The 25,942-nt window shown below is 41.3% G+C and carries 22 protein-coding genes and 1 tRNA gene; 14 read left to right on the top strand and 9 right to left on the bottom strand.

The window, feature by feature from the left end; genetic code table 11:
- Positions 1 to 34: 34 nt before the first annotated feature.
- The 5 genes from WKF66_RS01255 (at position 35) to WKF66_RS01235 (ending at position 4,935) form a co-directional block, all read left to right on the top strand.
- Complete coding sequence (locus WKF66_RS01255) at positions 35 to 1,168, top strand: aspartate aminotransferase family protein (protein WP_489672582.1); 1,134 nt, start codon at positions 35 to 37, stop codon at positions 1,166 to 1,168.
- On the top strand, positions 1,165 to 2,127 hold the full coding sequence (locus tag WKF66_RS01250) for a Rossmann-fold NAD(P)-binding domain-containing protein (protein ID WP_489672581.1): 963 nt from the start codon (positions 1,165 to 1,167) through the stop codon (positions 2,125 to 2,127). Before WKF66_RS01255 ends, WKF66_RS01250 begins: the two co-directional genes overlap by 4 nt.
- A gap of 129 nt (positions 2,128 to 2,256) precedes the next feature.
- Complete coding sequence (argB, locus tag WKF66_RS01245; protein WP_489672580.1) at positions 2,257 to 3,045, top strand: acetylglutamate kinase; 789 nt, start codon at positions 2,257 to 2,259, stop codon at positions 3,043 to 3,045.
- A 1-nt stretch (position 3,046) separates the two neighbouring features.
- Positions 3,047 to 3,865 (top strand): pyrroline-5-carboxylate reductase, encoded by an 819-nt coding sequence (proC, locus tag WKF66_RS01240; RefSeq protein ID WP_489672579.1) that lies wholly within the window; start codon positions 3,047 to 3,049, stop codon positions 3,863 to 3,865.
- Between the two features lie 2 nt (positions 3,866 to 3,867).
- Complete coding sequence (locus WKF66_RS01235; RefSeq protein WP_489672578.1) at positions 3,868 to 4,935, top strand: M20 family metallo-hydrolase; 1,068 nt, start codon at positions 3,868 to 3,870, stop codon at positions 4,933 to 4,935.
- A gap of 6 nt (positions 4,936 to 4,941) precedes the next feature.
- Here WKF66_RS01235 and WKF66_RS01230 read toward each other — a convergent pair whose 3' ends face one another.
- Positions 4,942 to 7,827 carry an alpha/beta hydrolase family protein gene (locus tag WKF66_RS01230; protein WP_489672577.1) on the bottom strand — a complete coding sequence of 962 codons (2,886 nt, stop codon included), beginning with the start codon at positions 7,825 to 7,827 and terminating at the stop codon, positions 4,942 to 4,944.
- Positions 7,828 to 7,987: 160 nt separating this feature from the next.
- Between WKF66_RS01230 and argH the strand changes: the two genes are divergently transcribed.
- Complete coding sequence (argH, locus tag WKF66_RS01225) at positions 7,988 to 9,319, top strand: argininosuccinate lyase (RefSeq protein ID WP_489672576.1); 1,332 nt, start codon at positions 7,988 to 7,990, stop codon at positions 9,317 to 9,319.
- Between the two features lie 20 nt (positions 9,320 to 9,339).
- Positions 9,340 to 10,593 (top strand): pyridoxal phosphate-dependent aminotransferase, encoded by a 1,254-nt coding sequence (locus WKF66_RS01220; protein WP_489672575.1) that lies wholly within the window; start codon positions 9,340 to 9,342, stop codon positions 10,591 to 10,593.
- Between the two features lie 32 nt (positions 10,594 to 10,625).
- Here WKF66_RS01220 and WKF66_RS01215 read toward each other — a convergent pair whose 3' ends face one another.
- Both WKF66_RS01215 and WKF66_RS01210 read right to left on the bottom strand, forming a co-directional pair.
- Entirely contained in the window at positions 10,626 to 12,206 is a 1,581-nt protein-coding gene (locus tag WKF66_RS01215; RefSeq protein ID WP_489672574.1) for a peptide chain release factor 3, read from the bottom strand.
- A 91-nt stretch (positions 12,207 to 12,297) separates the two neighbouring features.
- Complete coding sequence (locus WKF66_RS01210; RefSeq protein ID WP_489672573.1) at positions 12,298 to 13,593, bottom strand: DUF6600 domain-containing protein; 1,296 nt, start codon at positions 13,591 to 13,593, stop codon at positions 12,298 to 12,300.
- A gap of 293 nt (positions 13,594 to 13,886) precedes the next feature.
- On the opposite strand from WKF66_RS01210, the gene WKF66_RS01205 reads away from it, so the two are divergent.
- Entirely contained in the window at positions 13,887 to 14,597 is a 711-nt protein-coding gene (locus tag WKF66_RS01205) for an SAM-dependent methyltransferase (RefSeq protein WP_489672572.1), read from the top strand.
- Here the strand turns inward: WKF66_RS01205 and nadD are convergent, their stop codons facing one another.
- The 3 genes from nadD to WKF66_RS01190 are packed head-to-tail and all read right to left on the bottom strand — an operon-like array spanning position 14,598 to position 16,637.
- Positions 14,598 to 15,170 (bottom strand): nicotinate (nicotinamide) nucleotide adenylyltransferase, encoded by a 573-nt coding sequence (gene nadD / locus WKF66_RS01200; protein WP_489672571.1) that lies wholly within the window; start codon positions 15,168 to 15,170, stop codon positions 14,598 to 14,600. It lies immediately after the preceding gene.
- 5 nt (positions 15,171 to 15,175) lie between these two features.
- The gene (gene gmk, locus WKF66_RS01195; protein ID WP_489672570.1) at positions 15,176 to 15,745 is read right to left on the bottom strand and encodes a guanylate kinase; all 570 of its coding nucleotides are present in this window, start codon (positions 15,743 to 15,745) and stop codon (positions 15,176 to 15,178) included.
- A gap of 28 nt (positions 15,746 to 15,773) precedes the next feature.
- Positions 15,774 to 16,637 carry a YicC/YloC family endoribonuclease gene (locus tag WKF66_RS01190; protein ID WP_489673325.1) on the bottom strand — a complete coding sequence of 288 codons (864 nt, stop codon included), beginning with the start codon at positions 16,635 to 16,637 and terminating at the stop codon, positions 15,774 to 15,776.
- Positions 16,638 to 16,747: 110 nt separating this feature from the next.
- On the opposite strand from WKF66_RS01190, the gene WKF66_RS01185 reads away from it, so the two are divergent.
- Positions 16,748 to 17,455: a hypothetical protein gene (locus tag WKF66_RS01185; RefSeq protein WP_489672569.1), complete on the top strand. Its 708-nt coding sequence runs from the start codon at positions 16,748 to 16,750 to the stop codon at positions 17,453 to 17,455.
- Positions 17,456 to 17,458: 3 nt separating this feature from the next.
- Here WKF66_RS01185 and rnc read toward each other — a convergent pair whose 3' ends face one another.
- The 3 genes from rnc to WKF66_RS01170 are packed head-to-tail and all read right to left on the bottom strand — an operon-like array spanning position 17,459 to position 19,720.
- Positions 17,459 to 18,187 (bottom strand): ribonuclease III, encoded by a 729-nt coding sequence (rnc, locus tag WKF66_RS01180; protein WP_489672568.1) that lies wholly within the window; start codon positions 18,185 to 18,187, stop codon positions 17,459 to 17,461.
- 17 nt (positions 18,188 to 18,204) lie between these two features.
- A complete protein-coding gene (gene fabF, locus WKF66_RS01175; RefSeq protein ID WP_489672567.1) occupies positions 18,205 to 19,458 on the bottom strand; it encodes a beta-ketoacyl-ACP synthase II in 1,254 nt (417 codons plus the stop codon).
- A gap of 25 nt (positions 19,459 to 19,483) precedes the next feature.
- Complete coding sequence (locus WKF66_RS01170) at positions 19,484 to 19,720, bottom strand: acyl carrier protein (protein WP_008508386.1); 237 nt, start codon at positions 19,718 to 19,720, stop codon at positions 19,484 to 19,486.
- Between the two features lie 156 nt (positions 19,721 to 19,876).
- Here WKF66_RS01170 and WKF66_RS01165 point away from each other — a divergent pair, with 156 nt between their 5' ends.
- From WKF66_RS01165 to WKF66_RS01145, 5 genes are all read left to right on the top strand, one after another.
- Entirely contained in the window at positions 19,877 to 20,296 is a 420-nt protein-coding gene (locus WKF66_RS01165; protein WP_489672566.1) for an IPExxxVDY family protein, read from the top strand.
- A gap of 73 nt (positions 20,297 to 20,369) precedes the next feature.
- A complete protein-coding gene (pyk, locus tag WKF66_RS01160) occupies positions 20,370 to 21,800 on the top strand; it encodes a pyruvate kinase (protein WP_489672565.1) in 1,431 nt (476 codons plus the stop codon).
- A 29-nt stretch (positions 21,801 to 21,829) separates the two neighbouring features.
- Positions 21,830 to 21,920, top strand: a tRNA-Ser gene (locus WKF66_RS01155).
- Positions 21,921 to 22,212: 292 nt separating this feature from the next.
- Positions 22,213 to 23,106 carry an SDR family oxidoreductase gene (locus tag WKF66_RS01150; protein WP_489672564.1) on the top strand — a complete coding sequence of 298 codons (894 nt, stop codon included), beginning with the start codon at positions 22,213 to 22,215 and terminating at the stop codon, positions 23,104 to 23,106.
- A gap of 236 nt (positions 23,107 to 23,342) precedes the next feature.
- On the top strand, positions 23,343 to 25,922 hold the full coding sequence (locus tag WKF66_RS01145; RefSeq protein ID WP_489672563.1) for a TonB-dependent receptor: 2,580 nt from the start codon (positions 23,343 to 23,345) through the stop codon (positions 25,920 to 25,922).
- The last annotated feature ends 20 nt before the right edge of the window (positions 25,923 to 25,942 follow it).

Here is a 25,942-nt window from a genome sequence, read left to right as displayed (position 1 = left end):
TTAAACTAATTTTTTTCACTTAAAATCTTTTGAAATGAACTTATTTGACGTTTATCCACTTAATAATATTGAAATTGTAAAAGCATCTGGCAGCATTGTCTGGGGCGCTGATGGTACAGAATACTTAGATCTTTATGGCGGTCATGCTGTAATTTCTATCGGGCACACCCACCCACACTATGTAAAACGTTTAACAGATCAACTGAATAAAGTAGGCTTCTATTCTAATTCTGTGTTGATCCCGATTCAAGAAGAGCTTGCTGTGAAGTTGGGCGAGGTTTCTGGCAAGAAAGACTTCCAGTTGTTTTTGTGTAACTCGGGAGCAGAGGCGAATGAAAATGCTTTAAAGCTTGCTTCATTTTATAATGGCCGCAAGAAAGTAATCGCATTTAAAGGTGCTTTTCATGGGAGAACCTCCCTGGCGGTTTCCGCTACTGACAATCCGAAGATCATTGCGCCTGTAAACGAGACTGATAACGTCGTTTTCCTTCCTCATAATGATGAAGCTGCTTTGAAGCAAGCTTTTACCGAATACGGAAATGAGGTTGCTGCCGTGATTATTGAGGGAATACAAGGAGTTGGTGGCATTAAAGAGGCGTCTATTCCCTTTTTACAACTGATCCGTTCGCTTTGTGATGAATACAATGCGGTTTACATCGCAGATAGCGTACAATGTGGTTATGGTAGGACAGGTCTGTTTTATTCGCACGACTATGCAGGAGTAGAAGCAGATGTATATACGATGGCAAAGGGCATGGGTAATGGTTTTCCGGTTGCCGGAATCTCTATCGCTCCAAAGTTTAAGCCATGGCATGGTATGTTGGGAACCACTTTTGGTGGAAATCACCTGGCTTGTGCTGCGGCTTTGGCTGTTCTGGAAATAATGGATCAGGATGACCTGATGAAAAATGCGGAAGCCGTAGGGAACTATCTGATCGCTGCATTGAAGGAGATTCCTGAAATAAAAGAAGTACGTGGCAGAGGTTTGATGATTGGTATCGAATTGCCAGACACCTTGCCTAATGTGAAGAAAGACTTGTTGTTTAAGCACAAGATCTTTACGGGTGAAGCAAAGCCTAATGTAATCAGACTTCTTCCTGCGTTGAACTTAACTAAAGCGCATGCAGATCAGTTTCTTAATGAATTTAAAATAGCTTTAAAAGGATGAACCAATTTACCTCCGTACATGATGTAGCTGACATCAAACAATTGCTAAAAGACGCGCTGACACTCAAAGAGAATCCTTATAGTTTGCAGGATCTGGGAAAGAATAAGACACTTGGTTTAGTGTTTTTGAACCCTAGCTTGCGCACCCGTTTAAGCACTCAAAAAGCTGCTCTGAATCTGGGTATGAATGTGATGGTGATGAACATGGACAAGGAGGGATGGGCCTTAGAGACGCAGGATGGTGTAGTAATGAACGGTTCAACCGTGGAGCACATCCGGGAAGCTGCGGCAGTAATGGGACAGTATTGCGACATTCTTGGGCTGCGTTCTTTTCCTAAGCTTGTTAATCGGGAAGAGGATTACAATGAAGACTTCTTTAATAAGTTTATAAAATATTGCGGAGTTCCGTTAGTGAGTTTGGAGAGTGCAACCAGACATCCATTGCAAAGTTTAGCAGATTTGATCACAATTAAAGAGACCTGGAAGGGTGAAGGTAAGCCTAAAGTTGTTTTAGCTTGGGCGCCGCACATTAAGGCATTACCTCAGGCTGTTCCTAACTCTTTTGCCGAGTGGATGTGTAAAGCGCAGGAAGATGGTATGATTGATTTTACAATTGCCCAGCCTAAGGGTTATGAGTTAAATGAAGACTTTACTCCTGGTGCTTCGATTACACATGATCTTGATGAGGCACTAAATGGTGCAGATTATATCTATGTGAAAAATTGGTCGAGCTATAAAGAGTATGGAAAAGTTTTGACTTATCCTGAAGGCTGGATGCTTAACAATGAGAAGTTAAAAGGGACAAATGACGCAAAGGTGATGCACTGCTTGCCGGTTCGTCGTGATTTGGAGCTTTCTTCGGAGATTTTAGATGGCCCGAACTCTTTGGTAATACAGGAAGCAGGAAATCGTTTGTGGGCGGCACAGGCTGTCTTGAAACAAATATTGGAGAAATTGTAGTAGTTTTACGGCCTGCTTGTAGGTTGCTGTTAGCAGGATTATCGATAGGTACCTCTCAAGAGAAAGAAAAGGAGGTGGCTTGACTACGTCGAGGTCCTGTAGTTGCCCTAACAAAATGTTTACCAATACATGGAAAAATTAAACGTGATTAAGATAGGTGGAAACGTAATTGACAACTCTCACAAGTTGCATCAGTTTCTTCTGGATTTCAAAGCGCTTCCTGGTTATAAAATCCTCGTACATGGTGGTGGAAAGATCGCCACGGAGTTGGGTGATTCTTTAGGCGTAACTGCAAAAATGGTTGAAGGACGAAGAATCACTGATATCGAGACACTAAGGATCGTTACCATGGTCTATGCCGGTTTAATCAACAAAAATATGGTTGCCCAGCTTCAGGCCAGGGGCTGCAATGCAATTGGTTTGACAGGTGCTGATGGTAATGTCATTAAAGCTGTTAAACGCCCCGTTCAAGATATTGACTACGGGTTTGTAGGCGACCTTGACGAAACCTCCGTCTCCTCCGAGACTCTTGGGAACCTGCTTAAAGCAGGATTGGTTCCAGTGCTATGTGCAATTACACATGACGGTGATTCACAGTTATTAAATACTAATGCCGACACGATTGCATCTGCGGTTGCAGTTGCCATGTCGGCTAGCTATGACACTTCACTTATCTACTGCTTTGAAAAAAGGGGAGTGTTAAGGGATATTGAGGATGACTTGTCTTTAGTTTCAGAAATTAAGTTAGCTGAATTTGAGGGCTTGAAAGCGGATGGAACAGTCTCAGGAGGCATGATACCGAAGTTGCACAATGCTTTTGAGGCCATTAAAAGTGGTGTCGCAGAGGTGTATATCGGGAAGGCGGATGAGCTTCATGAGATCGGTAATCAACAATTTGGAACCAGATTAACCATATAATATGAACCAGTTTAAAGGCAGCATCGCCATATTAGGGAGTGGAAATATTGGCATTTCATTAGCTAAAGGATTAGTTAAAGCTAATTATGCGCTGCCCGGACAGATCACACTCACTAGGCGGAATATTTCTAATCTCTCTGTATTAGCTGATGAAGGCTTTTTAATTAGCGCGGACAATGCATCTGTGGTTCAAGATGCAGACATTATTGTTTTGGCAGTACTTCCTCAGCAGCTTAACGGGTTATTGGAGCAAATTCAGCCATCCATCAAGGCTGCAACACAAGTTGTGATTTCTGTTGCTTCGGGCGTAAGTTGCCTGGATATTCGAACTAAGATTGGTGAGGATGTTCAAGTGATTCGCGCTATGCCAAATACGGCAATTGCTATTGGCCAATCAATGACTTGCGTAGCGACTGACAGCGCGGATAAAGAAAATGTAGAGGAAGTTGTTAGGATGTTTGAAACAGTAGGTGCTGTTGTAAAGATCAATGAAGATTTGATGACTTCGGCAACGGCGTTGTGCGCCTGTGGCATCGCCTTTTTTTTAAGAGCGATCCGAGCAGCGTCACAGGGTGGTGTTGAGATTGGATTTCATGCGGATGAAGCCTTAAAAATGGCAGTTCAGACGGCAAAAGGGGCGGCCGATCTCTTACTTCAAATGCAATCGCACCCGGAACAAGAGATTGATAAAGTAACCTCTCCTAAGGGTTGTACAATAGCGGGACTGAATGAAATGGAGCACAATGGTTTCAGCTCCTCATTAATTAAAGGCATTAAATTATCCGCTGTGAAAGCTGGAGCATTATATACAAAAGACTGATTATGATTGAACAACTGCAAAAAGATAGTTTTGAACTCTTAAAAAAGCTAATAAGTATTCAATCCTTTAGCAAAGAGGAAGATAAGACTGCTGATGCTATTGAACAATTTTTGCAGGTACGTGATATCAAAACGAATAGAAAGCTAAATAATATCTGGGCTTATAATAAGCACTTTGATACGGCTAAGCCAACTCTGCTTCTCAACTCACACCATGACACTGTAAAGCCTAACTCGGGATATACCAGAGATCCCTATGATGCTGCGGTGGAGGATGGCAAATTATTCGGACTCGGAAGTAATGATGCAGGCGGTTGTTTAGTTTCTCTGATTGGTACTTTTCTCTATTTCTATGAGCAGGAAGGCTTGAACTATAACATTTGCCTGGCTGCAACTGCTGAAGAAGAAATCTCTGGAAACGATGGGTTAGAGTGTGTATTGCCAGATCTTGGTGAATTAGAGTTTGCTATTGTAGGCGAGCCCACTCAAATGAATCTGGCCATTGCGGAACGTGGCTTGTTAGTACTAGACTGTACTTCGACAGGAAAGGCAGGTCATGCAGCACGGGAGGAGGGTGACAATGCGATTTACAAAGCATTAAGCGATATAGAATGGTTTAGAAACTATCGCTTTTCCAAGGTATCCGAGGTGTTCGGCCCTTTAAAAATGACAGTAACGATTATTAACGCTGGTTCACAACATAATGTAGTTCCTGCCACATGTACGTTCACTGTTGATGTCCGTGTTACCGATTCTTACACGAATGAAGAGGTTTTAAAGATCATAAGAACAAATGTAGCTTGTGAAGTTAAGCCTCGTTCTATCAGGCTTAAGCCCTCTTCAATCGACAAAGGTCATCCGCTTGTTCAAAGTGGGATTGCGCTTGGAAGAACGACCTATGGATCTCCTACTACATCAGATCAGGCACTGCTAAGCATCCCATCTGTTAAAGTTGGTCCGGGTGACTCGGGACGATCTCATATGGCAGATGAGTTTATATTTGTTGACGAAATTGGCGAAGGTATTGAATTGTACATTGAAATGCTTAAGCCGGTAATCAACGGCAAGTAAGCTATTTTACTCTTCAAAAGCTCGTGTATCCAAGTGTTTTTCCATATCCATGCGGTTAACACCCTTGCTCCACCATTCTGGTGCAGGTTTGTCTTTTAGCATGTAATCGAAATATTCCATCATCCTTACTGCATAGTCTTTTTTATTAGGGAGCTTAGCTATACCATGGTTTTCCCCTCTATAGGTGATCATTACTACCGGCTTGTTCAATCTTCTTAAGCCGTTGTAATACTCAATACCTTGTGTATAGTCTACAGCGCCATCCTTATCGTTATGTAACAGCAACAAAGGAGTCTGCACTTTTTTGATGTGATAAACGGGAGAGTTCCTTGCAAAAGCATCCCAGTTGTCCCAATATCCAGGAGTGAGTCTTCCCTGACTGGCCTCAAAAATAGCCTGGTTTGTACCGCCGCTATTCCAATAGATCAAACTGTACATACTAATCATATTGGTTAACGGCGCACCTGCAGCTGCGGCTTTAAAGATGTTTGTTTGCGTAATTAGAAATGAAGTTTGGTAACCACCCCAGGAATGACCATGAATAGCCACCCGTTTTTCATCAACAATACCCGTTGCGACCGCTGCCTTCACAGCAGGGACTACACAGGCGACGGCGGACATTCCTGGATCGTTCAATTTATACTTAATGTCTGGCATTAAAACCGCATACCCGTTACTAGTATACATCGATCGGTTAAAACCACCACCTGGAAACGCAGGCATGGCATAGGCGTTTAGATCATCTGTTAAACGCTCATAAATATAAGTGATGGTTGGATAGCTTTTTCCAGGCTCATAATTAGCAGGAAGATAAAGCGATGCCTGTAAGGTATCACCGTTGGCACTTACATAACTGATTAATTTAACACCGGATGACCATGAATATTTATCTTGATCAGGAGTATTAGTTGTGATCTTTTTACCATCTGCTAATGTTTTCGTAGCACTTATATATACTTCCGGTGACTTTAAGCTATTCTGTTTAACAAAGCTAAAGACGTTTCCATCCGTAGCTTTAACCAGGCCATTGTAAACATTGTCATCCATAAAAAGCGGTCTGATTTTATTCTTACCAGCTTCAAGGATTCCAATTCCATCTTTTTTGTTGCTGGAATCAAATAGCCCAAAGTATTGATCTTTGCTTAAGTCTGTTCCTTTCTCTTCCGGATAAATTTTCATTCTAGATTCAATCAGCTGCTTTTTTGTCCCGAGGTTGTCAGACAGTGTGGTTGCTGATTTCCCATCGGCACTTATTTTATACAGGTCATTGTTGTCCATGATCAAGGCGTATTTGGAATCTGAACTCCAGCCAAGATTGTTTGTTGCAGGCTTGAGCACGTTATGGTCATCCAGGGCATCAACGAAGGATGTTTTAATATTCTTTGTCAGGTTATACTGCTGTTTGGTGGCCAGGTTGATGCTGTAAAAAGCTCCATCTCTGTTAAATGTTGCCCATGTGCCGTTTGGCGATACGGAAAAGCCGCCACCACCGCTACTGTAGAACTTTTCAAACAACTTGCTCTTTATACCCGTTTTAAGATCGATAACATACACATCTATATAGCTCTGACCATCCAGGTTACCCATTAGCTCATAGGCATTGTTGTCATAAGCAAGTGCGAATTGTTGTTTTGGGGCAACATTTACAGATCTTAGATTGCTGTCCGCTAACTGAAAAAATCTCTGATCAGCTACACGGTAAGCGCTGATAAAGCTGTAGTTTTTATCACGAGTCTCCTGAGTTTGCTGAGCAGATTGAAGTCTTTTATCCTGCCAGTTCCAAATGATGACGTCCGGTTTCTCTATATCCGTATTTGGCTTCTGAACGCCCGCGGCGACAATCTTTACAGGCGTTTTTGTGGTGTCAGCTTTACTTCTTACAATTGCAGTTTTAGATAAGGAATCTGTCTTACTTTTTTTGATGCTATCTGCGTCTTTTTTTTCTAGCTTGTTGATTCCAAAGTAAAGTGTGGACTGATCATCTGACCAATAAGGGGTTCCGTTCCCACTAATACCCATGTTTTTAGGGAATCCTGTCTTTTCAATCCCTGTATAAACGGTTTTCGCAGTTTTGTCGCCGGCAATCTTATTGACGCCAATAACTGTGAAAACCTCGTCTTTATATTTCTCATTTTTTTTGGCCTTCAGAAGCGCAAGTGCGTCTCCTTTTTCATTCCAATTAATGCTTTTGTAAGTTGCTTTATCATTATCGATGGCCGTAACAATCCCCGTTACCATATCTCTTAGATAAAAACCGTTTCCATTTTGCCCGTTGGCGTCAATAATATACGCAAGCTGAGATCCACTTTTGTTGAAGGCATACTCAGAAACGTTACCAAGGTTAAAGCTCTTTTTCGAACGCAGTTGGTATAGCAACAGATCCGTTCCTTTTGGAGCATCTTTCTCTTTTGAAGTCGTCTCCAGCCCTGCAAATTGTATCGCGATCCATTCAGGCGAGTCTCCGGAAAAACTAAAGCTTTTTATCCTCTCAAAAGTAATCTTGTCATTAGCGGGAAGGGAAACGAGCATCAGTTTGTCGTAGGTCGGCTTCATCGTTTTACGGGCGGCCTTCGCTTCTGCATCGTTCACTGAAACTTTAAACGCGGCATATTTGGAATCTTTTGAAAATGAGGCGCCAGTTGCTGTTGCACCAATAGGATAGGTAAACGAAGTGGTATCCATGGTTTTGCGCAGGATCAGCTTTAGATCACCCTCCGTAGGCCCGGTTGACCAAGCCATCCACTGGCCATTTGGCGACATTGAACTGGTAAAACTTCTAATCGAGTTCCATTTGGATACGTCTTTCCAGGTTAAACCTGGCTTTTGCTGTGCAGATACGCCTAACGACAACGTTAAGAGACACAACAAGAGGATGCCTTTATACTTATACATGGATGTTGGAGTTGTTTTTTGCTAAAATATTACATTTATCGCTAATAATTAGCTGTTCTATCGATTATTTAGCAATAAAGCAGCGTTTTTGATTGTGCTTATTTTTATGATATTTGTACTGAATTTTTGTGCTGTTCTGCAGCAATAATAATAGACACTAATGAAGATCTGGCAAAAGAACGTAACCGTCAATAAAGATATAGAAACTTTTACCGTAGGGAAAGACAGGGAGCTGGATTTACAGATGGCAGCTTTCGATGTACTGGGTTCACTAGCGCACGTAGAGATGCTGGAGAGCATCGGCCTTTTAACTTCTGAAGAGCTTGTATTGGTGCAAAAAGAGCTGAAGAACATTTACTCAGAGATTGAAGCCGGAGATTTTGTGATCGAAAGCAGTGTGGAAGACGTACACTCACAGGTGGAGTGGATGTTGACTCAGCGGATTGGTGACGCTGGCAAGAAAATCCATAGCGGACGATCGCGCAATGATCAGGTTTTGGTAGATCTGAAGCTTTATTTCAGAGACTGCATTGAAAAAATGGTCGGCAACACTGAAATGCTGTTCAGTCAGTTAATCTCACTAAGTGAAACTCATAAAGACAAACTTCTTCCGGGATATACGCATTTGCAGATTGCGATGCCATCATCATTTGGGTTGTGGTTTGGTGCCTATGCAGAGAGTCTTGTAGACGATATGGAGCTTATGCTGGCGGCATATAAGATCTGTAATAAAAACCCCTTAGGTTCTGCCGCCGGGTATGGATCTTCATTTCCTTTAAACCGTACAATGACTACAGAACTGCTCGGTTTCGAAAAGCTAAACTATAACGTTGTTTATGCGCAAATGGGTAGAGGTAAGACGGAGCGAATACTTGGTCAGGCCATGTCTTCAATTGCAGCTACACTCGCTAAAATGGCCATGGACGTTTGCTTGTTTATCAATCAGAACTTTGGATTTATTGCTTTCCCAGATGAGTTGACTACTGGATCGAGTATTATGCCTCATAAAAAGAACCCGGATGTGTTCGAACTTATTCGTTCTAGGTGCAATAAGATACAAGCCTTGCCGAACGAAATTGCGATGATGATTACTAATCTTCCTTCCGGTTACCACCGTGATCTGCAGCTACTAAAGGAAAATCTTTTCCCAGCAATTACGTCTTTAAACGAGTGCCTGGAGATGACCACCTTTATGCTTCAGAATATTACGGTTAAGGATCGCATTTTGGAAGACAAGAAATACGCATACCTTTTTAGCGTAGAAGTTGTTAATGAGCTGGCGTTAAGTGGTACACCATTTAGAGAGGCGTATAAGATCGTTGGCGAAACGATAGACAATGGAACTTTTGCGCCTGGCACTAAGGTAAACCATACTCATGAAGGAAGTATCGGTAACCTTTGCAACCCTGAAATTGTAGCGATGATGGAAGAGGTATTGGAGCAGTTCAATTTTGAAAAAACAAAAGTTGCCATCGAGAAGTTGCTGGCCTAATATCATATAAAGACATAGAAATGAATGTATCAGTTTTGGCGAACTCCCTTATTGGGTCAGAAATCATTAAAATAGGTAACGAAGTTAATGAGATGAAGCGCAAAGGTGCACAGATTGCCAACCTGACAATCGGTGATTTTGATCCTTCCATCTTTCCTATTCCTGAGGAATTAAAAGAAGGGATTGTTAGTGCTTATAATGCGCATCAAACCAACTATCCACCTGCAGATGGTATTCTTTCACTCCGCGAGACCGTTTCTGAAATATTAAAAGAACGCTTTGGCCTAGCGTATAGTACTTCTGAAATACTGGTTTCGGGAGGGTCCAGACCTTTGATCTATGCGACTTACCTTGCGTTGGTTGATCCGGGAGATACCGTTGTTTTCCCAGCGCCATCCTGGAACAACAACCATTATTGTCACCTAACCTCTGCAAGAGCAATTGCAGTAGAAACGGATGCAGCGCATAATTTTATGCCTACAGCCGCACAGCTTAAACCACATTTAAAAGGTGCAACGCTGTTGGCGTTATGCTCACCATTAAATCCAACTGGTACTATGTTCACAGCGGATCAGCTTGCCGAGATATGTGATGTAGTAATTGAGGAGAATCATTCCAGGGGCTTAAATGAGAAGCCACTCTACATCATGTATGATCAAATTTATTCGTTATTAACTTTCGGCGTAGACCATGTTAACCCTGTAAGTTTAAGACCAGAGATCAGAGACTATGTAGTTTTCGTAGATGGAAGTTCGAAATGCTTAGCCGCAACAGGAGTTCGTGTGGGATGGGGTTTCGGCCCGGCCGATATTATCAACAGGATGAAAGCCTTGGTAGGTCATATGGGTGCCTGGGCGCCAAAAGCCGAGCAGGTTGCAATGGCAGAATATTTCGGGAAGAAAGATGTGCTTGATTCGTTTTTGGTTTCATTCAAATCCAAAATACAAGATAGTCTAAACGCCTTATATGAGGGCTTCCTTGCTTTAAAGGCTGAAGGCTATGCGGTGGATTCTGTTCAACCTATGGGCGCAATATATCTGACTATCAAGATTGATTATATTGGTAAAACCACACCCGACGGGGAGATTTTAACCGATAGTGCTGCAGTAAACTTTTATCTAATTAAAGAAGCTAAGGTTGCATTAGTACCGTTTTCAGCATTTGGGAATGAAGATAGCATGCCATGGTATCGCGCTTCTGTAGGGGCTTGTACCCTGCAGGATATAAAAGATATGCTGCCGAGGATCAAAGTTGCTTTAGATCAGCTTAAGTAATACAAAAAGGCGACCATCAAGGTCGCCTTTCTTTATTTGAACTCAGAAGTCTTATGGAATTCAATATCCGGATAATCCCTCATCGTCATGTTGATCATGAAGTCGTTATCAGCGAGAAATACAGGATTTCCGTCTTTGTCTTCTCCAATATGTGCCTGCTTGCGTTTTAAGAATTCCTCTAATTTCTTTTTGTCTTTAGAAGTTACCCAATTGGAGCGACCATAGGTTAGCATCCTGAAATGAGCTTTTGCGCCGTATTCGTGCTCTAGTCTGAAGGCAATTACTTCGAACTGTAGTTCACCAACGGCACCAATAATCTTTCTGTTTCCCGGCTGTTGCACAAACAACTGTGCTACGCCTTCCTCTGTTAATTGCTGAATTCCTTTTTCGAGCTGTTTGGTGCGCAATGGGTCCCTATTCTCTACTTCTTTAAATATCTCCGGTGAGAAGCTTGGAATCCCCTTAAATTGGAGTTTTTCTCCTTCAGTTAGTGTATCGCCAATTTTGAAGTTTCCGCTATCATATAAACCCACAACATCTCCAGGCCAGGCTTCTTCAACAATACTCTTCTCATTTGCCATGAAGTCCATTGGATTAGAGAACTTAAGTTTCTTCTCTTGTCGGGAATGATAATAGAATTTATTTCTCTCGAACTTACCGGAGCACACCCTTAAAAAAGCTATTCTGTCCCTGTGTTTGGGGTCCAGGTTAGCATGAATTTTAAAGACAAAACCAGTGAAGTTCTTTTCATCTACCAGTACTTCACGCTGCTCTGCCTCGCGGCTTTTTGGACTTGGTGCTATGTTGATGAAGGTATCCAGCAGTTCTTTAATGCCAAAGTTATTAATTGCGCTACCAAAAAATACTGGAGCAAGGAGTCCCTCAATGTACATAGACTTATCTAATGAGCCATATACACCATCTACTAATTCTAAATCACTTTTTAAACCATCAAGTTCTTTGGGCTTTAAAAAATTACTCAGGTTTGGATCGTTCAGGTCGTTAACCTGTATTACAGGTTCGCTAATCTTGGTTTTATCTGGCTCGAATAGATTCAGGTGTTTGTTATAGATACTGTATACACCCTTGAAGGTATGTCCCTGACCAATTGGCCATGACAGCGGGCAAAGGCTGATATTTAACTTAGTTTCAATCTCGTCAAGTAAGTCGAAAGCATCTTTACCTTCCCGGTCCATCTTATTGATAAAGATGATTACAGGAGTGTTCCTCATGCGGCAAACCGCCATTAGCTTTTCTGTTTGCTCTTCGACTCCTTTTACACAGTCAACTACCAAAATCACACTATCTACGGCGGATAAGGTGCGGTAAGTGTCTTCTGCAAAATCCTTGTGTCCTGGAGTATCGAGGATATTGATCCGTTTGCCGCTATACTCGAATCCCATCACCGACGTGGCAACAGAGATTCCCCGCTGCTTTTCGATTTCCATGAAATCCGAAGTGCTGCTTTGGTTCGCTTTGTTCCGTTTAACGGCACCGGCAGTGTTAATGGCACCACCAAACAAAAGGAATTTTTCTGTTAGAGTAGTTTTACCTGCATCGGGGTGACTGATTATGGCGAATGTTTTTCGTTTTTCTATTTCCGGGTTAATCATAAAGAGTTAAGCATGTGTGCTTTTTGCAAAGTTGCAAAGATACTAAAAAAGCCGGCTGTGTGCCGGCTTTCTAAATTACGCGCTCTTTTAACTATCCTCGTCCACTTCTAGCAGGTCTGGATGCTCCCGCGCTACTGCGACCTTCGCTTCCGGATGACCTGCTCGGCGACGGTGAAGAACGTTCTATCCTTTGTGGAGCCTGTTGAACTTCTGGTCGTCTTTCCATTCGTTGTGGTGCTTCCTGTCTTTGAGGCTGTGCCTGTCTCTCAGGTTGCGCTTGTCTTTGCGGTTGCGGTTGTCTCTCTGGCTGCGCTTGTCTCTGCGGTTGTTCAACCCTTTGTTCAACTCGTGGTTCTACGCGTTGAGGTTGAGCCTGACGAGGCTGATCGATTCGCTGAGGCGTGTTTTGCTCTTGTCTTCCGGCACGTTCTGTTCTTGAAGGCTGTGCGACATCTCCTCTTTGTAACTGCTCCCGTTGAGGAGGTGCTTGTTGAATGGTTCTAGCTGGGCGACCTTCTGCAGATTCTCTACTTCCTGTGGTTCGGTTATCTCTATTATATCCTTGTCTGCCATCCTGTGTTGCACGGTCCGGTCTTGCAGAAGCATAACCCTCGCCTCTTACTGACTCTCTAGGGGCAGCGACTCCATTTCCATTCCCCGGCCTGCTGCTTCTACCAGGAGTATACATATCAATTCTGTTTCCATCAAAGTTAGTTCTGCTTGGTCTTGTAGTTCTGTTCACATTGTAAACAGTAACATCACGACCAGTATAACGTCTGATGTCATTGGCACGCGGTCCGCTTGAATAATATCGGTTGTTCCTGACGTAGGTATTGTTAATAATCGTAGTGTTGTTAATTATGACCGTATTTCTGCGGGAATAATAACGTGGGAAGCTGTTATAATAAATGTTTCTTTGTGGCACAAATACCCACCATAAACTAGGAATGTTAATGTTTACATTGATATTCATACCGGGGCCCATTGGTGCCCAGCCATAATATCCGCCACCGCTTCTCCAGCTAACCCATGCCGGTCCCCAGACAGTATCTGGTATCCAAACCCATTGACTGTATCGGTTATATACCCAGCGACCGTAGTGGAACGGTGCCCATCCCCAATCGTAATCAGACACCCAGGTATTACCGTATTCAGTCATTGCCCATCGGCCGTTGGTATAGTAAGGTCTAAATTCACCTTGCTCTACGTCAGGTCTCCATACGTACCCGTACTGTGGATCCTGGATCCAGGTGCCATAAGGTGATAATTCATCATAAAAGGATTGCATCGAGATATCCTCGTCTTGCGCCATAACCCTTTGAGTGGTTCCGGTTAGAAGGAGCATGAGCCCCAGCACAATAGCCGGTAATTTGATCATGTTTTTCATTTGTGTGTGTTTTAATATTACCTAACGTTCTTTATATATCAATTTGAGTTCCAAAGCAGCTCAAAAGTTTAATCGTGTATAAAATATTACATTATGCTTGCTAGTGTTTACGTAATATAATTGGCTAAGATTTAATATTAGCCATGTTATAATCTGCCTAGGCACAATACAATTTACAAAACCTTTTTGTAATGATGATAATTAATCGGTTAAGGTTGCATCCGGATTACATTATTTTGCCACCTTTGCAGTGGGAATGGACAGTTTATGTTAATTAATCCCCTCTATCATTTATGCAAAAAGGTACACTCTTTCTTATTCCGGTTCCGTTAGCAGAAAACGCTGCACACAAATCTTTCACTGCTTACCTCGGTGAAACGATCAACGTTCTGACAACATATATTGTAGAAAACGAAAAATCTGCACGGAAATTTCTTAAAGAAGCAGGTATTAAAACGCCGCAACAAGATCTGGTAATCCATGACTATGGTAAGCACAAAAGGAATGATTCTATGGTGCCATACTTCAAAGAGTTGATGACGGGTAAAGATGTTGGCTTGATGAGCGAAGCTGGTTGTCCAGGTGTAGCCGATCCTGGTGCAGAAGTTGTCTCGGAAGCGCATAAGCGAGGAATTAAAGTCGTTCCTTTAGTAGGGCCGAGCTCTATTCTATTGGCATTAATGGCTTCTGGATTTAATGGGCAAAGTTTTACTTTCAACGGGTACTTACCTATAGATAAAGTAGAGCGAATTAAAAGAATCAAGGAATTAGAATTGGTTGCTCAGCAAAAAAAACAGACCCAAATCTTTATCGAAACGCCGTTTAGAAACAACCACCTTTTTGAGGATATTCTTAAAAATACTGCAGCACAGACCTTGCTGTGCGTGGCCTGTAATATCACCGCTGAAGAAGAATACATTAAAACGATGTCGATTGGTCAATGGAAACAAGAGCGTATTGACCTTCACAAAAAGCCGACGATTTTTCTTCTATACCGCAGCTAGTTAACGGTACATACTTTTACCGTCTATAAAGGAAAGTACGCTATCCGGCACGAAGTATTGAACATTTTTTCCAGCGGCAATTGCTTTTCGGATGAATGTAGAGGAGATATCCATTTGTGGCGTCTCCGTTATTTTTATCGAGGGATGGTCCAGCCAATTGGTCAGGTCTACACCCGGTCTGGGATAAACGTAGATCTCAAAGTTCTTCAGCAAAACCTCGTAATTTTTCCATTTTTTGAAGGAGGCAAGATTATCTGCGCCCATGATCAAAACGAATTCTTTACCTGGATATCTTTCTTGAAGATGAGTGAGGGTATCAATCGTGTAAGAGGGCTGAGGCAGTCCAAACTCAATGTCGCTCACTTTGATCTGTGGAGCGATTTCAGTTGCCAGTTTCGCCATTTCCAATCTATCGTACATGTTAGACAGACCGCTTTTTTGCTTTAGTGGGTTATGTGGGGAAACGACAAGCCAGACCTCTTTAAGACCGCTAAAGCTCGCCATGTAATTGGCAATGATAAGATGGCCAATATGGATGGGGTTAAAGGAACCAAAGAATAACCCTGTTTTCATTGTCATCAAGCATTTATGAAATTTCCAATCAACTCCTCAGCTTCTGCACAAGCAGTGGTTAGATCATGATTTTTTAAGATAACATCGAACTTATCGGCATATTCTAACTCTTTCTCAGCTTTTACAAAACGCTCTTGTAGCTTTTCCGGACTGTCAGTGCCACGACCGCTTAACCTCTCCTTCAATACCTGCAAAGAAGGTGGCTGAACAAAGATTGCAAGTGCGAATTCTTCGTACTTACGCTTTAATCTTAAACCGCCTTCTACGTCAATATCGAAAATTACGTGCTTACCTTCGTTCCAAATACGTTCAATTTCTGACCTCAAAGTCCCGTAGAATGTTCCATTATATACCTCCTCAAATTCCACAAATTCTTGACGCGCAACGCGGTGTAAAAAGTCTTCTTTGGTAATAAAATAATAGTCTTTGGTATTTTGCTCATCCCCTCTCGATTCTCTGGTGGTTGCAGAAATTGAGAAATTTAAGTTAGGAAACTTTTGTAAAAGGTGCTTTACGATGGTTGTTTTGCCTGCTCCGGAAGGAGCTGAAAATATGATTAGTTTGCCTTGTTTCATTCTATTTATTTGATCAGTAAGCAGAAGCTTAAAGAACGTTTAATAATTGCTCTTTAATTTTTTCGAGCTCCTCTTTCATGCCTACAACAAGCTGCTGAATTTGCGCGTCGTTAGCTTTAGATCCCATAGTATTTATTTCCCTGCCAATTTCCTGGGATATGAATCCAAGTTTCTTGCCATTTGCGTCCTTACTTTTCAATGTTGTAATAAAATAATCACAGTGGCTTTTAAGCCTGATTTTTTCTTCGGTGATGTCCAGCTTATCAATGTAGTAAATCAGCTCTTGTTCTAAACGGTTCTGGTCTACATTAACTTTGCCTACATTTTCTTCAAGGAATTGATTTAACCTCGCTTTAATGGAGGGAATCCTCAATGGTTCCAATATTTCTACTTCGGAGAAAAGTTGCATTATATTTTTTATTCTGAGCTCAAGATCAACCTTCAATACATTCCCTTCATCCATTCTGAATTCACTGAAGTTTGCCAGTGCTTTCAGAAATGTCTGGTGTAGAATATCCCAGTCTCCCTCATTTATTTCTTCTTCGGTGTAACTAATTACGTCTGGGAAGTTTAAAACTGCCTGAAGCAAGTTAGTTGAATCAGCACCTAATGAAAGATTAATTTCTTGTAGTTGTTTGTAGTACTTACTCAACAAGGCGGCATTTATTGTAGCTCCTTTAAGGCTTTCCTCACCGCGATCAACGTTGATAGCGATATTTACTTTACCTCGTTCAATGTCTTTGCTGCAAATGTTCCGCAGAAGCAGCTCTTTTTCAGAAAATGCCCGCGGCAGTTTTAAGTTCAATTCGAGGAACTTACTATTTAACGATTTGATCTCAACTGAAAACTTTACATTTTCCTGATCTGCAATAGCCAGGCCGTACCCTGTCATCGATTTTATCATGTGCAAAGATATGATTTATTGGCTTTCCTCTCCATTTAACTTTTTTTAACTTATTGGATTGGCAAACATTACCTAAGTTTACAAATTAATATTTGCCAATGCCAGGTACTCAAAAAAATATCTTGTTCACTTTACTGGTTTGCCTGCTTTCGGTAACACCAACAGTTGCCCAGGATTTCATGCTCACTGGAGTGCTGATGGAATTGGGTAACAACAGTAGGGTAGTTGGAGCGCAGTTGTACAATAAGCGAACTACTTATACTGCCTCGAGTAACAGTCTGGGTATATTCGAAATAAAGGCAACTTTAGGTGATACTATTCAAATCTATAATCGGGATTATACGGATTCGACAATTGTTGTCTCTTCAGCAGCGAATCTTGTAATCAAGTTGAGACGCAGTCAGACGTTAAGAGAGGTAAACATAAATCTAGTAACGAAAAAGCAGGAACTCACCGATATGAAACAGGAGTATCGAAATAAGGGGGCGTTTTATTCGGGGAAGCCACCGGTGTTATCGTTTTTATTTAAACCACTGACTGCCTTATATGAGACCTTTGGTCGCACACCTAAGAATGCCAGAAGATTCGGTAGGTACTATGAGAATGAGATGCAGCAGACGCTCATTGATGGGTTCTTTAATGAAACCATTATAAAGGAGAATACAGATCTAAAAAATGAGGAGCTTGAAAACTTCATGATCAATTATCGTCCGGAATACGAAAAAGCTCAATACTGGGCTCGTTATGATGCTATAAAGTACATTAGGGAAGCGTATAAAACTTATAAAGCAACGCTTAAGAAGTAGCCGTTAGATTGACAACGCCTCACATGCTTTTTCGGCTGCTAGCTTTTCGGCGTTTTTCTTATTGTAGTCCCTTCCAACACCGAAGCTTTCGCCTTCAATTACCGCGTTGATCGTGAATAGTTTAGTACTTTCTCCTTCTCCGTTTTGAGCCATGTCGAACGTAATGTCTTTACCATGTCGCTGGCACCATTCAATAAGCTTACTTTTAAAATTAGTCTCGGTAAGTTCCAGAGTGTGGATGTCAATGTAGGGTTTGACAATACGTTTAAGTAGAAAGTCTTTAGTATAGTTATAACCCTTATCTAGATAAATTGCTCCAATTAACGCCTCAAAGGCATCACCTAACATAGAGTGATGCTTTGTTTGTATATTGACTGTCTTTTGATCAAAAACGATAAGTTGATCAAAGCCCATTTTTCTGGCCAATTGATTTAGGTTCGCCCGGTTTACGATCTTAGACCGCATTTCGGTTAAAAAGCCTTCTTCTTTGTAGGGATAGTTTTTAAATAGGAGCTCAGCTATGACAGAGCCGAGAATAGCATCGCCCAGGAATTCCAGCCTTTCGTTACTACTTTTACTTCCGTTCTTTAAAACTTTTGCCACAGACCTATGTCTGAACGCCATTTTATATAAAACGGTATTTCCAGGCACGAAGCCTAAAATATTGTTCAACTTTTTTATAAAGTCTTTATCTGCAGAGAGATAAAGCTTATATAGGTCAAATATTGACATTAATTAAATTAAAGGTGTTACTCCTCGTATTTTTTGAAAATCACTGATGCATTATGACCACCAAAGCCAAAGGTGTTGCTTAAGGCAGCACGGATCTCTCTCTTCTGTGATTTATTGAATGTGAAGTTTAATTTTGGATCAAAAGCAGGATCATCGGTAAAGTGATTGATAGTAGGAGGTACTTCGCCATACTTAATGGCAAGAATAGAAGCGATTGCTTCAATAGCCCCTGCAGCTCCCAATAAATGGCCTGTCATCGACTTTGTAGAGCTGATGTTTAACTGATAAGCATCGGCTCCGAAAAGGTCTACAATTGCCTGCGTTTCGGAAATATCACCCAGTGGGGTAGATGTTCCATGGACATTGATGTAGTCAATATCTGCAGTAGTCATTCCGGCATCTCGCAAAGCATTGGTCATAACCATTCTTGCGCCTAAGCCTTGTGGATGTGGAGCAGTGATATGGTTGGCATCTGCACTCATTCCGCCGCCTACCAGCTCAGCATAAATCTTAGCTCCACGTTTGTTGGCATGTTCTAACTCTTCTAAAATGATCGTTCCAGCGCCTTCCCCTGCAACAAAACCATCGCGATCTTTATCAAAGGGCCTTGAAGCTGTTCCTGGATCATCATTTCTAGTAGATAGAGCATGCATTGCATTAAAACCGCCAATTCCCGCTTCATTAATAATAGCTTCAGAACCTCCGCTGATCACCACATCACACATATCTAAACGGATATAATTGTAGGCGTCAATCATCGCATTGGTAGAAGATGCGCAAGCAGAAACTGTGGCGAAATTTGGACCGCGTAAACCATATTTTATGGAGATATGGCCCGGAACAATGTCAATGATTACCTTAGGAATAAAGAACGGATTCATGCGTGGCGTACCATCACCTAAAAAGAAGTTCTTCATTTCATCCTGAAAGGTTTTAAATCCGCCAATACCAGAACCCCAGATAACGCCAATACGATTGGTGTCTAAATTTGAAAAATCAAATCCCCCATCTTTTATGGCCTCGTCTGTGGATACTAAAGCGTATTGAACAAATGGATCCAATTTACGTGCTTCCTTTTTATCCAAAAAGTCTTCGGCTTTAAAGTTCTTAAGCTCACACGCAAATTTAGTTTTAAACTTAGAAGTGTCAAAACCAGTGATAGGACCGGCGCCGCTCACACCATTTAGTAACCCTTCCCAGAACTCTGGGATGGTATTACCAATTGGAGTGAGCGCACCTAACCCTGTAACTACAACTCTTTTTAATTCCATTTATACGGATTATACGGAGACCGTATTACTTAACGTTTTTCTCTAAGTAAGCAATTGCTTGACCAACTGTACCAATGGTCTCAGCCTGATCATCAGGGATTGCTACATTGAATTCTTTTTCAAACTCCATAATAAGTTCTACAGTATCTAAAGAATCCGCACCCAAGTCGTTAGTGAAAGAAGCTTCCGGTGTAACTTCGCTTTCGTCCACACCTAATTTTTCAACGATAATAGCCTTAACTCTTGAAGCAATATCAGACATAATGATTATAATTTAATGGTTAAATAATTCAGTGCAAAGAAAAATAAATTCTGACACATTTCAAATGTTTTTATTTCTCTATCAATTTTAATGTTTTTAATCGGAACATTAAAGTAAAATTAGTTTTATAATTTCGCATTCTATAATCTATCCGTTTTGAACAAAACTTATTTAAAGCTATCGTTAGACCTTGATTTCGTATTAATCGCAATCACTGCATCTTTAAAAGATTACGTTTTGTGTCACAAGATCAACATCAACCTTAACTTCGATTTTGAAAAAATAGACGATCATGAAGTCTACTTTAATATAGACGAAGCGCCTCTTGCTTTTTCAAAATATTACTTTTTTGTAGAGCAAGGCGAGCTTGAATATTTCCTGATTAACAACAGAAATACAGAAGGGTTTTTAATTCCCGAAATGAACAAGGTTGATTTTTTTATGGTCATCCACCAATATGTTGACAAGGATGATCTGAATTACATCCTTAGTGGACTCAATAAACTATCTGATATTCAGGTTGCTGCACAAATTGATCCTAAAAGATTAAAGTCAAGGGAAAACTTGGTAATGTAAATTTTATATTGCAGGTGTATTAAATACACTATATTTGAGTTCAGTATTTCAGACAAAATAAAGTTAATAATTAATGAAACCATTTCATTCAAGAACAAAAATTGTAGCCACTTTAGGTCCTGCATCCGCCAAACCTGAAGTTTTATATAGTATGTTTAATGCCGGTTTGGATGTATGCCGCTTAAACTTTTCTCATGGATCACAAGCAGATCACCAGGCCGTTTTGGATACCATTCGCAGCCTTAATGAAAAATACGATTACAACGTAGGTATCCTTGCTGATTTACAAGGTCCAAAAATCCGGATTGGAACCGTAAAAGAAGGTGGTATAAACCTTGTTAATGGTGCGCGTACTACAATCACTACCGAAAAATGTGTAGGTAACGAGGAGCGTATCTACATTACTTACGACACTTTCCCTCAGGACGTGAAGCCTGGAGAGATCATCCTTTTAGATGATGGGAAATTGCAGATGCGCGTTATTGAAACAAACCTTAAAGATGAGGTGATTTGTGAGGTAGTCCATGGTGGTATTCTTACTTCCAGAAAGGGCGTGAATCTTCCAAACACTAAAGTTTCAATTCCATCATTAACTCCAGAAGATAGAGACAATCTTGAATTTGTTTTAAAGAACGATGTGGAGTGGATCGGATTATCTTTTGTACGTAATGCCGCCGACATAATTGAATTAAAAGAAATTATCAAGGCCAGAGGTAAAACTGCCAGAGTTATTGCGAAGATTGAAAAGCCGGAAGCCATTGCAAATATTGATGAGATTATTGCAGTTTCAGACGGTATCATGGTTGCTCGTGGGGATCTGGGAGTGGAGATGCCAATGGAAGAAGTTCCTTTGCTTCAAAAAATGATCGTTCAGAAGTGTCGTGCAGCCTCAAAACCAGTTATCGTTGCTACTCAAATGTTGGAAAGCATGATCACTACGCCAAGACCAACACGTGCTGAGGTTAACGATGTGGCTAACTCCGTACTTGATGGTGCTGATGCAGTTATGCTTAGCGGCGAAACTTCAGTTGGCGAGTTTCCTTTGATCGTTATTGAAACGATGCAAAAGATTATACAGAACATTGAACACAATAATTACCCCTTCCACCCTGAGAAGTTCTTAAAGCCCAAAGCGGATACTTTTTTGAGCGATGCAGTTTGTGATTCAGCATGTTTTCTATCGAAGCAAACGAATGCAGTAGGTATTGTTTCCTTGACAGTGAGCGGTTACACAGCCTTCGCAATCTCAAGTCATAGACCAAAAGCATTAACTTATATTTTCACCAGTAACAGGAGCTTATTAAACAGCTTAAGCCTAATTTGGGGTGTTCAAGGTTTCTATTATGATAAGTTTGAAAGTACAGACGAAACAATTATGGACGTGAACCAATTGCTGAAAGAATACAAATTGGTTAAAAAAGGTGATGTTATTATTAACACTGCCGCTATACCAATGGAAGCAAAAGGAAAAACGAACATGCTAAAAGTAACGGTAATCGATTAATTATTCTACTTTTGCACTCCTCGGTAAAAGGAGAGTTGTCCGAGTGGTTTAAGGAGCACGCCTGGAAAGTGTGTATACCTCAAAAGGGTATCGAGAGTTCGAATCTCTCACTCTCCGCCAAGTAAAAATAAATTAATGCCTTTGGCTAACCGCCAGAGGCTTTTTTTTTATGCTGCGGAGTGGGTAGCAGATCAGAGGATTCGCAATCCAACAATTAATATCTTTGCAAGCGTCTAAGAGCATTGAAGATTCGCATTTAGCAGGTCCCCTCAGATTGAAGGTCGAATAGGAAAATCGACTTGCTTAATCTAGGTATTATAATACAGTATTTTTCTATAGCTGATCACGTATGTGCTACCAAAACACAATTTGAATTGGTGTGTTAAGGGTACAACCATTAAATATTAAGCTTATGGAAAATAATGAAACAGCAAATCTAGAAAATCCACTGAAACAGTATGATCAGCCTCCTTTCTCCGAGAATAAACAGGAAGTTCCCGGAACAGAGGGCCAACTGCATCTCAAAGCAGATCATGGTGAAGATTCGTACAAAGGTTCTGGAAAATTAACTGGTCGGAAAGCCATCATTACGGGTGGTGATTCCGGTATTGGACGTGCAGTAGCTATCGCATTTGCGAGAGAGGGTGCCGATGTTGCAATATCTTATTTAAATGAGGACGAAGATGCCAATGAAACGGCGCGCTTGATTGAAGAAGCCGGGAGAAAAGCCATACTAATTCCCGGGGATATTAGTTCGGAAGACCACTGTAAACTAATAATTAGTCAAACTTTAGAAGAGTTTGGACAGATAGACATTTTGGTCAATAACGCAGCTTTTCAAATGTCTCGCGATTCCATACAGGATGTTTCAGTAGAAGAGTGGGACCGCACCTTCAAGACTAACATCTATCCATTATTCTATTTGTGTAAAGCGGCAGAGCCCCATTTACGACCAGGAAGCACAGTCGTTAACACTACTTCCGTAAACGCCTATAAAGCTCCACCTCAGCTTGTCGCTTATTCTGCCACTAAAGCAGCCATTCAAAATTTTACGGTCAGCATGGCACAGCTCTGGGCAGAGAAAGGCATAAGGGTTAATTGCGTTGCGCCAGGACCCATTTGGACGCCATTAATTCCATCTACCATGCCGGATGAAAAGGTGAAAATCTTCGGACAGGACGTCCCTCTAAAGCGACCAGGCCAACCGGCAGAACTTGCAGCCGCTTTCGTCTTGCTCGCCTCTTCCGATTCAAGTTATATGACTGGATCAACAGTTCAGGTAACAGGCGGTTATCCAACGATTTAAAATTTGGAATAAACGAACAGAATTTTGTCTTGCAGCAGAAACTCAGCCCTTCATAAATACTTATGAAGGGCTGAGTTTTTATAGGAGTAATCGCATTCCAGCTGATTTCGCGTCTTTTCACATAGAGGTGTTAAGTAAAAATGGTATCAGTTCTTAATTAATACTACTATTTCTATAGAATTAATTGATAATGATTTAAAACATTCTATATTTGTCGAAATAAACTGTTTAAGAACATGAAAATAAGCTTACCCTTACTCTTATTAATACTACTTTCAGCGGGATTCGCATCCGCGCAGATCTCCATAAAAGGCATTATTAAAAATGATAAAGGTGCTCCGGTACCTAACGCAACAGTGATCATTAGAGGAACAAAGATTACTACTGTCGCTGATACCAGTGGGGCTTTCACACTCATTACCACCGAGCCGCCCTTTTATCTTCAAGTCAGTTCAGTAGGTTATAAAGCCCAGGACTTTCAAGTTCTAAAGGTTCAGGAAACCCCTCTGGAATTGGTCCTTGTTGAAAATGCTTTGTTAGATGAGATTGTAGTTACTTCCAGAAGAAGATCAGAGATCTTGCAGGAGGTGCCTATCGCAATTACTGTTATCGGCGGACAAGCTGCAGAAAATGCTGGGGCGTTTAATGTAAATCGCTTGAAGGAGCTGGTCCCTTCAGTACAGTTATACGCCTCAAACGCGAGAAATACTACCCTTAACATTCGGGGATTAGGATCAACCTTTGGTCTCACTAATGATGGAATTGATCCCGGAGTCGGTTTTTATGTAGACGGTGTCTATCACGCTCGTCCCGCTGCAACCTCAACAGATTTTCTTGACATTGAGCAAATAGAAGTGATCCGGGGTCCTCAGGGCACTTTGTTTGGAAAGAATACCACCGCAGGAGCATTTAATATTACCACAACAAAGCCAACTCAAACGCCTACCGCTAAAGTTGAATTGGGTTTTGGTAACTATAACTTTATACAGGCTAAAACGTCAGTTTCTGGTGGAGTCGCCAAAAACCTTGCAGCTAAAATATCAATTTCTGGAACTCAAAGAGACGGAACGATATGGAACACGAGAGAAGAACGGAGATATAGTGGACAGAACAACCTTGGTTTCAAAGGCCAGTTATACTATACACCCTCTGAAAGGTTAGCGGTACTGTTAAGCGGTGATGTTAGTATACAGCATCCTGCAGGTTATCCTCTAGTTATTGCAGGGGTTACTACAACGGAAAGAAGTGCTTATCGTCAGTATTCTAAGATCGTATCGGATCTTGGATACCAGCAGCCTAAAATAGACCCCTTTTCAAGAGAAATCAATACGAATACGCCGTGGAGACACAATCAATCCATTGGAGGGACATCCTTAAACGTAGATTACAAAATAGGTAATGGAACCCTTACTTCTACAACGGCATGGCGCTTCTGGAATTGGGATCCAACCAATGACAGGGACTTCTCGGAACTATCAGCTCTTACTAAATCACAGGGAAATTCACGCCATGACCAGTATTCGCAAGAATTCAGGTATGCAGGAAACATTACCGAAAAGATAAGCGGTGTAATTGGCCTATTCGCTCTTGGACAAAACTTAAAGGGTTTAGCGCAGACGGAAGAGGTTGGAAAGGATCAATGGAGATTTGTACAAACCAGCGCTACAGGTGCGCAGGCATTATATTCAACTCCTGGATTGCTAGATGGCTTTGGCATCAAAACTAATTCAACAATCAAGTCCTTAAGTACCGCAATATTTGCCCAGGCGGACTGGGAGTTTTTGAAAAATCTTCATGTTTTACCTGGTCTAAGGTTTACCTATGATAAAAAAGATGTTGACTATGATAGAGTTACTTACGGTGGATTGCAAACTTCAGACGCAGCATTACTTGCATTAAAAGCGGCGGTTTATAGTAACCAGCAATTTGTTACCAATGTAGACAATAACAATCTTTCTGGTAACCTTACAGTTTCCTACCGCCCTACTGCTAAATTAAATGCATACGGAACATTTTCTACGGCTTATAAGCCGGTTGGAGTAAACGTGGGCGGCTTACCAACCACCTCTACAGGTGAAGCGGATCTATCATTAGCTGTAGTTAAACCAGAATACGTACAACATTATGAGCTCGGTGTAAAAACAAAGCCGGGTAGAGGAGCTATCGTAAATTTAACGGCCTTCAACACGGACATAAAAGATTATCAAACCAATGTACAGTCGCCACAATTAGGTGTAAATAGAGGGTATCTTGCAAACGCTGAGAAAGTTAATGTAAAAGGACTAGAAGTTGACGGTAGCTATCAATTGGAGCGGTTTCTAACTGTAAATGCTGCCTTAGCTTATCTTGATGGGAAATATGTGAAGTTCACAAACGCGCCGTTACCATTGGAAGAAACTGGTCATACAGAACTTGTCAATGGCGTCGCAACGCAGGTGGCGTTCAAAGATGCCTCAGGAGGAAGATTGCCGGGTATTTCTAAATGGAATGTTTCTGGAGGAGCAGAATTAAGTACCCCAGGTAACCTTAGCACCAAAGCTGGTCGGTATTTTATCGCTGGAGACGCAAGTTATCGTTCTGGCTATTCCTCAAATCCAACACCTTCACGTGTATTGAATGTTGATGGGTATTCTTTGTTAAATGCGCGTTTAGGATTTAAGTCAGATAAATTCTCCATACTAGTTTGGGGGAGAAATATCGGTAATACTAATTATTACGAGCAACTACAGGCAGCAGCAGGTAACTCAGGACTGTATGCAGGAGTACTTGGTGATCCAAGAACATATGGCGCTACTTTGCGTTATTCCTTCTATTAGCAATACAGAATAACAAAAAC

The sequence above is a fragment of the Pedobacter sp. genome (genome assembly GCF_037719805.1).
In the GTDB taxonomy this organism is placed as follows: domain Bacteria; phylum Bacteroidota; class Bacteroidia; order Sphingobacteriales; family Sphingobacteriaceae; genus Pedobacter.
This window is presented reverse-complemented; position numbering and strand designations above follow the sequence as displayed.

Bases quoted from the DNA above. Each gene is read 5' to 3' on its own strand.
- WKF66_RS01210 (WP_489672573.1), bottom strand. From the start codon at position 13,593: ATGAAAAACATGATCAAATTACCGGCTATTGTGCTGGGGCTCATGCTC.
- rnc (WP_489672568.1), bottom strand. From the start codon at position 18,187: ATGTCAATATTTGACCTATATAAGCTTTATCTCTCTGCAGATAAAGAC.
- WKF66_RS01215 (WP_489672574.1), bottom strand. From the start codon at position 12,206: ATGATTAACCCGGAAATAGAAAAACGAAAAACATTCGCCATAATCAGT.
- argH (WP_489672576.1), top strand. From the start codon at position 7,988: ATGAAGATCTGGCAAAAGAACGTAACCGTCAATAAAGATATAGAAACT.
- proC (WP_489672579.1), top strand. From the start codon at position 3,047: ATGAACCAGTTTAAAGGCAGCATCGCCATATTAGGGAGTGGAAATATT.
- WKF66_RS01170 (WP_008508386.1), bottom strand. From the start codon at position 19,720: ATGTCTGATATTGCTTCAAGAGTTAAGGCTATTATCGTTGAAAAATTA.
- WKF66_RS01185 (WP_489672569.1), top strand. From the start codon at position 16,748: ATGCCAGGTACTCAAAAAAATATCTTGTTCACTTTACTGGTTTGCCTG.
- WKF66_RS01230 (WP_489672577.1), bottom strand. From the start codon at position 7,827: ATGTATAAGTATAAAGGCATCCTCTTGTTGTGTCTCTTAACGTTGTCG.
- WKF66_RS01250 (WP_489672581.1), top strand. From the start codon at position 1,165: ATGAACCAATTTACCTCCGTACATGATGTAGCTGACATCAAACAATTG.
- nadD (WP_489672571.1), bottom strand. From the start codon at position 15,170: ATGAAAACAGGGTTATTCTTTGGTTCCTTTAACCCCATCCATATTGGC.
- pyk (WP_489672565.1), top strand. From the start codon at position 20,370: ATGAAACCATTTCATTCAAGAACAAAAATTGTAGCCACTTTAGGTCCT.
- WKF66_RS01150 (WP_489672564.1), top strand. From the start codon at position 22,213: ATGGAAAATAATGAAACAGCAAATCTAGAAAATCCACTGAAACAGTAT.
- WKF66_RS01235 (WP_489672578.1), top strand. From the start codon at position 3,868: ATGATTGAACAACTGCAAAAAGATAGTTTTGAACTCTTAAAAAAGCTA.
- WKF66_RS01255 (WP_489672582.1), top strand. From the start codon at position 35: ATGAACTTATTTGACGTTTATCCACTTAATAATATTGAAATTGTAAAA.
- WKF66_RS01220 (WP_489672575.1), top strand. From the start codon at position 9,340: ATGAATGTATCAGTTTTGGCGAACTCCCTTATTGGGTCAGAAATCATT.
- argB (WP_489672580.1), top strand. From the start codon at position 2,257: ATGGAAAAATTAAACGTGATTAAGATAGGTGGAAACGTAATTGACAAC.
- WKF66_RS01190 (WP_489673325.1), bottom strand. From the start codon at position 16,637: ATGACAGGGTACGGCCTGGCTATTGCAGATCAGGAAAATGTAAAGTTT.
- WKF66_RS01145 (WP_489672563.1), top strand. From the start codon at position 23,343: ATGAAAATAAGCTTACCCTTACTCTTATTAATACTACTTTCAGCGGGA.
- fabF (WP_489672567.1), bottom strand. From the start codon at position 19,458: ATGGAATTAAAAAGAGTTGTAGTTACAGGGTTAGGTGCGCTCACTCCA.
- gmk (WP_489672570.1), bottom strand. From the start codon at position 15,745: ATGAAACAAGGCAAACTAATCATATTTTCAGCTCCTTCCGGAGCAGGC.
- WKF66_RS01205 (WP_489672572.1), top strand. From the start codon at position 13,887: ATGCAAAAAGGTACACTCTTTCTTATTCCGGTTCCGTTAGCAGAAAAC.